This window comes from Vibrio sp. 10N.222.46.A1, from assembly GCF_041473595.1.
In the GTDB taxonomy this organism is placed as follows: Bacteria; Pseudomonadota; Gammaproteobacteria; order Enterobacterales; family Vibrionaceae; genus Vibrio; species Vibrio tasmaniensis_A.
This window is the reverse complement of record NZ_JBFRSN010001367.1, coordinates 1-407: the sequence shown is the minus strand read 5'-3', so window position 1 is coordinate 407 and position 407 is coordinate 1. Positions and strand designations below refer to the sequence as shown.

At 41.3% G+C, this 407-nt stretch carries 1 protein-coding gene; it reads left to right on the top strand.

Annotated features, from left to right (window positions below):
- The coding region (locus AB4496_RS26665) for a DUF6701 domain-containing protein (RefSeq protein ID WP_372132920.1) at window positions 1-407 on the top strand (407 nt) is incomplete at both ends.

Genomic DNA, 407 nt, shown 5'->3' with positions numbered 1-407 from the left:
GAAAATAGCAATATGTAATGTTCGTTCAGGATCTTCGTTTAACCCTGCTGGTGGGGAAACAGGAGGTGGCTTTATATCAGCAGGAACAGATTTCATTGTTGACTATAAACCAATCATTCATCCAGATTCAGCATTAGGCATCACTGATGAGTGTGCCTACCCAGTGACAAGTAATTATTCACTTGATAGTGGTCCCTTAGATTTAGATTTTAAGGTGGTTTACCCAGCTCCATCATTAAACCCCCAACCAGGGGCTGTGACTCCTAATGTGATTCCTTCATTTAGTACCAACCAAGTACTGAATACTCTCGTTCATACTTGGAGCGAAGTTGGCGCTATCGAGTTTATTAGTAGTGCTATTTATCTTGGTCGTGATATACAAAAAGATCACCAAGTCATTGGCCGCT